At 42.8% G+C, this 7,395-nt stretch carries 5 protein-coding genes and 1 rRNA gene (1 of these 6 cut by a window edge); 1 reads left to right on the top strand and 5 read right to left on the bottom strand.

Features of this window, described 5'->3' with window-relative positions:
* The 5 genes from GKR74_RS00835 to pepQ all read right to left on the bottom strand — a co-directional run.
* Positions 1-482: ribosomal RNA gene (locus GKR74_RS00835) — 16S ribosomal RNA — on the bottom strand; it reaches 1,059 nt to the left of the window's first position.
* A 462-nt stretch (positions 483-944) separates the two neighbouring features.
* Positions 945-1,469 carry a menaquinone-dependent protoporphyrinogen IX dehydrogenase gene (gene hemG / locus GKR74_RS00830; protein WP_154602114.1) on the bottom strand — a complete coding sequence of 175 codons (525 nt, stop codon included), beginning with the start codon at positions 1,467-1,469 and terminating at the stop codon, positions 945-947.
* 47 nt (positions 1,470-1,516) lie between these two features.
* The gene (trkH, locus tag GKR74_RS00825; RefSeq protein WP_108479348.1) at positions 1,517-2,968 is read right to left on the bottom strand and encodes a Trk system potassium transporter TrkH; all 1,452 of its coding nucleotides are present in this window, start codon (positions 2,966-2,968) and stop codon (positions 1,517-1,519) included.
* A 15-nt stretch (positions 2,969-2,983) separates the two neighbouring features.
* Positions 2,984-3,610, bottom strand: coding sequence for an IMPACT family protein (locus tag GKR74_RS00820; protein ID WP_154602113.1), 627 nt, complete (start codon positions 3,608-3,610; stop codon positions 2,984-2,986).
* Positions 3,610-4,944 (bottom strand): Xaa-Pro dipeptidase, encoded by a 1,335-nt coding sequence (gene pepQ / locus GKR74_RS00815; protein ID WP_154602112.1) that lies wholly within the window; start codon positions 4,942-4,944, stop codon positions 3,610-3,612. The genes GKR74_RS00820 and pepQ overlap by 1 nt, the downstream gene beginning before the upstream one ends.
* 258 nt (positions 4,945-5,202) lie before the next feature.
* On the opposite strand from pepQ, the gene fadB reads away from it, so the two are divergent.
* Entirely contained in the window at positions 5,203-7,395 is a 2,193-nt protein-coding gene (gene fadB, locus GKR74_RS00810) for a fatty acid oxidation complex subunit alpha FadB (RefSeq protein ID WP_154602111.1), read from the top strand.

Raw genomic sequence — 7,395 nt, 5'->3', positions numbered from 1 at the left:
CGTCAATCGTTGATGATATTAGCATCAACGCCTTCCTCCCAACTGAAAGTACTTTACAACCCTAAGGCCTTCTTCATACACGCGGCATGGCTGCATCAGGCTTGCGCCCATTGTGCAATATTCCCCACTGCTGCCTCCCGTAGGAGTCTGGGCCGTGTCTCAGTCCCAGTGTGGCTGATCATCCTCTCAGACCAGCTAGGGATCGTCGCCTTGGTGAGCCATTACCTCACCAACTAGCTAATCCCATATGGGTTCATCCGATAGCGCAAGGACCGAAGTTCCCCTGCTTTGCTCCTTAGAGATTATGCGGTATTAGCTACCGTTTCCAGTAGTTATCCCCCTCTATCGGGCAGATCCCCATACATTACTCACCCGTCCGCCGCTCGTCAGCGAGAAGCAAGCTTCCCCTGTTACCGCTCGACTTGCATGTGTTAGGCCTGCCGCCAGCGTTCAATCTGAGCCATGATCAAACTCTTCAATTAAAAAGCTTGATGCTCAAAGAATGTTACTGTCGTTTGATTTCCGAAGAAACCAAATTACCTATTAGTTCATATATATGAATTAACGTGTTAGTCACTCTTCAAGACTTAAAATCAAATATTTTTTTGATAGTGTCCTGTGAGTGCCCACACAGATTGTCTGATAAATTGTTAAAGAGCGGTGCGACTTAATCTTTCGATTTTCGACTTTAGGTCGTTGTCGCGAGGTGGCGTATATTACGCTTTCCTCAGTGAGAGTCAAGCATTTTTTTTTGCTTAATCTTTTCAGATTCTCTCGCTGCCGGTTCAGTGTCCATCGCGCTTTGCGTTGGCTTGTTCCCGGTCAGTGGATGCGCATTATAGGGAGTCACAGAAATCCTGCAAGTGTTTTTTGAATATTTTTATTCGACCGTTTTCTTTTTAAACAAATCGTATAAATCAACCACGATTTGTTTAAAAATAAGCCTAGATATTATCAAATCTCGTTGCGAACTCAGCGACATCATCCCAATTAGTGTATTCAATTTCTGTATTTGGGTCGGTTGGCCCGTCTGTCATTTTCATAATCAGTCTGATCATCACTCTATCAAACCATTTATAGCGGGGGTAAAACAGCGCACCTGCAAAAACAGACTTCACAGTCGGTTGCCATGGACACTTCTCTAAGAACTTACGAGTATAGGCATTCGTCTCAACAGTATTCTTACCTTCTTTTCTTGCTGTAAGGTTAACGGCAAAGAATCCCGTCTTCATCGAATTAAGTTGAGTTTGATGGGTTGTGGCAAAACGCACTAACTGCTTATTGAAATGTCCATAACGAATAGAAGCTCCCACTAGCACCTTTTCGTAAGCAGATAAGTTAAAGCTTTTATCTGAATTCAAATCACGAATATCACACTCACGCCCAGCGCGACGTAATTGATCTGCCATTTTAAGTATGATTTTTTTGGTTTGCCCATCGGTGCTTGAGTGCAAAAGTAGATAACTCATTTTTCTTCCTAATCGTTACTATCTATATACGTTAGCGACGCACTATATTACTCACGCCAGAAAGTTGGGGTCAGTAACACTAATAAAGTAAACACTTCCAAACGACCAAACAGCATCGTGACAACTAAAATCCATTTACCTGCAGGATTCATTGTCGTGAAGTTATCAGCAACAGTACCTAAGCCAGGACCTAAGTTATTCAACGTTGTTGCAATCGCTGAGAATGCAGAAAACTCATCCACCCCGGTGGCGATTAAAAGCAACAAGCTAACCACGAAAACTAAAGCATAAGCAGAGAAGAATCCCCAGACAGCTTCAATGATCCTTTCAGGCAGCGCCCGCTGCCCTAATTTAATGGTATAGACCGCATTAGGATGTACTAATCGCTTTAATTCTCGTGAGCCTTGCAGGAACAGTAAAAGGATACGAATAACTTTTAATCCCCCTCCCGTTGACCCTGCGCATCCACCGACAAACGCCGCACATAATAGAAGCATTGGTAAGAACAGCGGCCAGCCAGAAAAACTGTCAGTGGTGAAGCCCGCGGTGGTCGCCATCGAGACCACTTGGAAAAAGGCTTGATCCAGCGTTTGTCCAAAGCCAGCATATACGGAGTGATACATCAGCACCGCGGTACAGATCACGACTAGAACAAACTGGAAACTGATGAACATTCTAAATTCAGGGTCGCGCCAATAAATTCCAAGGCTTCTTCCCGTTAGAACCGCAAAGTGCAAACCAAAGTTACAACCCGAGATAATTAGAAAGACGCCAATAATGGTATTAATGGCAGGACTATTAAAGTAGCCGATGCTGGCATCATGAGTAGAAAACCCACCGATCGCGATGGTTGAAAAACTGTGTGATATCGCATCGAACACATCCATACCGGCGATCCATAATGCAATCGCACACGCAATAGTTAGCAATACATAAATAAGCCAAAGGGTTTTTGCCGTTTCCGCAATTCGCGGACGCATTTTGTTATCTTTTAATGGCCCCGGCATCTCAGCCCGATAGAGCTGCATCCCCCCGACACCTAAGAGAGGCAAAATCGCGACAGCGAGTACAATAATCCCCATCCCTCCAAGCCATTGCAGCATCTGCCGATAGAATAAAATCGCTTTCGGAAGAGAGTCTAATCCCGTCAGAGTTGTTGCACCGGTAGTTGTTAGCCCAGAAAAGGACTCAAAGAAGGCATCTGTAACAGATAAATTGGGTTTTTCAGAGAAGATAAATGGCAGCGCCCCGACACTCCCTAGCACCGTCCAAAACAGAACAACGATTAAAAAGCCTTCTTTTGCTTTTAATTCATGTCGGCTATTTCGCGTAGGTAACCATAAAAAAAGCCCAATCAGCAATGCCGTTATAAAAGTTTGACTGAATGCTCGTCCCGCACCATCGCGATATATCAGTGCGACAATACCAGGTATGACCATAGTAAAAGAGAAGATAATGACGAGTAACCCGACAATACGAGTTATTGCACGAAAATGCATTCGGCCGGTTCCTTGCTATGCTGTTTGCTCTTGTGACAGTTCTAAGAGAGTAACTTCCCCACGACTAATATCACGTAATTTATCATTAACCTCCTGCTCACAAGTAGCAGGAATAGAAATTTGCAAAGATACAGACTCATTATAATCACTGAGCAATATAGTACCATTTACCTGAGCTAATAATTGCTCAACTCCATTGATAAGTGAGTAATCACATACCACATTGAAGATTTTTTGAGGGACTTTCGTTTTTGTTGAGAGCAACTTCAGTGCCTGCTGAACCCCACTGCCATAAGCACGGACTAGCCCACCCGTACCTAACTTTATTCCACCAAAATAACGCACAACAACGCAAGTGATCTCACCTAAGTTGCTACCTAATAGCTGCGCCATAATGGGTTTACCTGCTGTTCCCGTAGGCTCTCCATCATCAGAAAAACCTAACTGTTGAGAATCATCAGGTCGCCCCGCCACAAATGCCCAGCAATGATGCCGGGCATCGGGGTATTGCGCTTTAATCGATTGAATATAATCTTTCGCCGCGTCAATACCCTCGGTGTGAGCGATATAAGTAATAAAACGGCTTTTTTTGATCTCTTCCGAAAAAGAGATCGTTTCTGCCGGAATTGAGTACGCTTTCATTACGGTAAATGCAAATCTCGAGTCATATTTTCAATATGGTTATGATGGATGACGATATTATCTTCAATTCGAATACCACCATAAGGTTTGAAGTGCTCGATTTTATCCCAATTAAAGTGCTGACTGAACTCCCCTGTACGCCACGCAGAAAGCAGGGACTCAATAAAGTAAAGACCCGGCTCGATAGTTAACACCATTCTTGGTTCTAAAATACGAGTGCAGCGTAAGAATGGATACATTTTCGGTGCAGCTAAATGAGTACCATCTTCATCCTGCATAAAACCTGCCACATCATGCACTTGCAGACCTAATGGGTGGCCTAACCCGTGTGGTAAAAATGGTGTTGTTAAACCATTTTCAACCATCGCATCTTCGCTAATTCCTTTCACGATTCCATGTTTAACGAGTAATTTCGCAATACGGTGATGCATATCGACATGATAATCGGTATAACGTACGCCAGCTTTAATAGACGCGATCAGCGCGAGTTGTTCTGTATTCAAATCCGCAACTAATTCTGCAAATTCGCTTTTGTTCTTAGCGGCATAAGTACGAGTAATATCAGCGGCATAACCATTGTACTCAGCACCGGCATCAATCAAGAAACTACGTAATTCACTCGGAACTGTTTGCTGTAATTTAGTGTAGTGAAGCACGGCTGCATTTTCATTTAAAGCCACAATGTTACCGTAAGGTACATTCGTATCACGATGCCCTGTCGCTTCTAAATAGCTAATATTAATATCAAATTCACTTGCTCCGGCTTGGAAAGCTTCAAAAGCTGATAAGTGACCATTCACCGCCATTTTTTGAGCTTCGCGCATGCAGTACAGCTCATAGTCTGTCTTATATGAACGGTGATAATGATAATAATCGAGTACAGGTTTTGGATTGATATTGTGTGTCGAAATACCTAGAGATTCAGCTTTGTTTGCAGAGGAGCCAATATAAGCTAGATGCTCTTTCGGTAAATTAGCTAAAAAGCCTTTAATTTCATCCGCATTTTTTAGATGAATAAGTTCAACTTCTTTCGTCCAGAAGCTAGTTGGTAAAGGTTCAACGCTATGCCAATAATCAACGGGTGAGTAAAACCATAACTTCGGCTTATTCACACCGTCGACTAATAACCAGGAATGAGGGACATCCGTTACAGGAACCCAAGCTTTGAAATGCGGATTTACTTTAAATGGGTAGTCACTATCATCGAGGAAAATGCGAATTGGCTCTCCCGAATGAATCAAGATGGCATCTAATTTACTGCGTTGTAAAACTTGCTGAGTCGTTTCTTGTAACGTTTTAATATGTTCTGCGTAGAGTCCAGCCAGTTTTTCCATTTCGTTCAACCTTTCAGTATTAGTTAGAAAAATCAAGCTTATCACGTTCTGCTAATAACGTGTATGCACTCAATGACAAGATAAGATTAATACATTGATTATTAATGAAAATATCATTTTCACCTTGTGTTATTTACCTTAATTCCTGTGAGCCGCCTTCCAGTTTTGTTATTAACCATTTGCATTTAATTAACATTATCGTCACACTGATTTTCATCTGGTCATACCAGATAAGACCGCCACATAAAGGAGAACAGCATGCTTTATCAAAGTGAGACAATCTCTATTCAATGGTTGAAAAAAGGTATTGCAGAACTGGTGTTTAACTCATCAGGACCAATCAATAAATTGGATACACATACCGTCGCTTCACTTGATGAAGCCGTTGCAGTACTCGAACAACAAAGCGATTTACAAGGCGTTATTTTGCGCTCAGATAAACCCGCTTTTATTGTTGGCGCAGACATCAAAGAATTTTTATCCCTATTCGAAGCATCCAAAGAAACCCTCAGTGATTGGCTTGGTTACGCAAATAGTATATTTAATCGCCTTGAAGATCTTCCCGTCCCAACGATTAGTGCCATTAATGGTTATGCGCTGGGTGGTGGCTGTGAGTGTGTACTCGCTACTGATTTTAGAATTGCGTCACCGGATGTCAGAATTGGCCTACCTGAGACTAAGTTAGGGATTATGCCTGGCTTTGGCGGGTCAGTACGTTTACCTCGGCTTATTGGTCTTGATAGCGCACTGGAAATTATCACTGCAGGTAAAGATGTTAGTGGGCCTCAAGCGCTTAAACTCGGTTTAGTGGATGCGATTGTCGAAACTGAAAAATTACCACAAGCGGCCTTACAAATCATCGAGCAAGCTATCTCTGGTCCACTAAATTGGCGTCAAGCACGACAGCCAAAACTTGAGCCGTTAAAACTTAGCGCACTTGAGCAGGCAATGAGCTTTAATGTTGCCAAAGGCATGGTTTATCAAGTTGCAGGGAAACACTACCCTGCACCAATGAGCGCCGTCAATACCATCGAAAAAGCAGCTAACTGCACCCGCGATGAAGCGCTGAAACATGAAACTGCCGCGTTTGTCCCGTTAGCTCACAGTGATGTTGCTCGCGCATTAGTGAGTGTTTTCTTGAATGATCAACAGGTTAAGTCTACCAGTAAAAAAATTGCAGGCTCCGCAGGTGCTCCGACCCATGCGGCTGTTTTGGGTGCGGGTATTATGGGTGGCGGCATTGCTTATCAATCTGCGAGCAAAGGCGTTCCTGTTTTAATGAAAGATATCAATGAAAAATCATTAGATTTAGGTATTGATGAAGCAAGAAAACTGCTCAATGGTCAGTTTGAAAGAGGAAGAATAACCGCAGATAAGATGGCGACAACACTAGCAGCTATTCACCCTTCGTTATCCTATGCTGGTATTGAAAATTCTCAGGTGATCGTTGAAGCTGTCGTTGAAAATCCTAAAATTAAAGCTGCCGTACTGTCTGAAGTAGAATCACTCATCACATCTGAGACTATACTGGCTTCTAATACTTCAACCATCCCAATTACCGAGTTAGCAAATTCCCTTAAACGCCCAGAAAATTTCTGTGGTATGCATTTTTTCAACCCAGTTCACCGCATGCCTTTAGTGGAAATTATTCGTGGGGAAAAAACCAGTGATGGCACCATTGCTAAAGTGGTGGCTTACGCGAATAAAATGGGGAAAACTCCAATCGTTGTGAATGACTGCCCCGGATTCTTCGTTAACCGTGTTCTTTTCCCTTACTTCGCTGGTTTTAACTTGCTGCTTCAAGATGGCGCCGATTTTAGAGAAATCGACAAAGTCATGGAAAAAGAGTTTGGTTGGCCAATGGGCCCAGCTTATCTACTGGATGTTGTTGGAATTGATACCGCGTTTCATGCAGAGCAAGTCATGGCTCAAGGCTTCCCGCAAAGAATGCAAAAAGTAGGTAAAAACGCCATCGATATTATGTTTGAACAACAACGTTTTGGTCAGAAAAATGGCAAAGGCTTTTATCAATATGAAAAAGATAAAAAAGGAAAGCCAAAGAAAACTGATGACCCAAAAACCGATGAACTATTAAATTCGATTCGCCAAAGTAAGCGTTCATTTACTAAAGATGAAATTATTGCTCGAATGATGACACCAATGGTGAACGAAGTGGTTCGCTGCCTTGAAGAAGGTATTATTCAAAGCCCTTCAGATGCCGATATTGCGCTAGTTTATGGCCTTGGCTTTCCACCATTCCGTGGGGGTGTTTTCTGCTATCTTGACACACTCGGTAGCCAGTCTTACGTCAAAACTGCGGAGTCCTACTCCCATTTAAGCCCGCTTTATCAGGTTCCAAATGGATTAAAAGAAAAAGCGGCCACTAACGCCAGATACTATCCGCAGCCACCAGTTGTGGCTATTGATGTTAAAAAAGTTGCGAGAGGTTAA

Origin of the sequence: Providencia sp. wls1914 (assembly GCF_009706645.1) — a bacterium.
Lineage (GTDB): Bacteria > Pseudomonadota > Gammaproteobacteria > Enterobacterales > Enterobacteriaceae > Providencia > Providencia zhijiangensis.
Note: the sequence above shows the minus strand (reverse complement) of the source record. Positions and strands in the feature narration are given on the sequence as shown.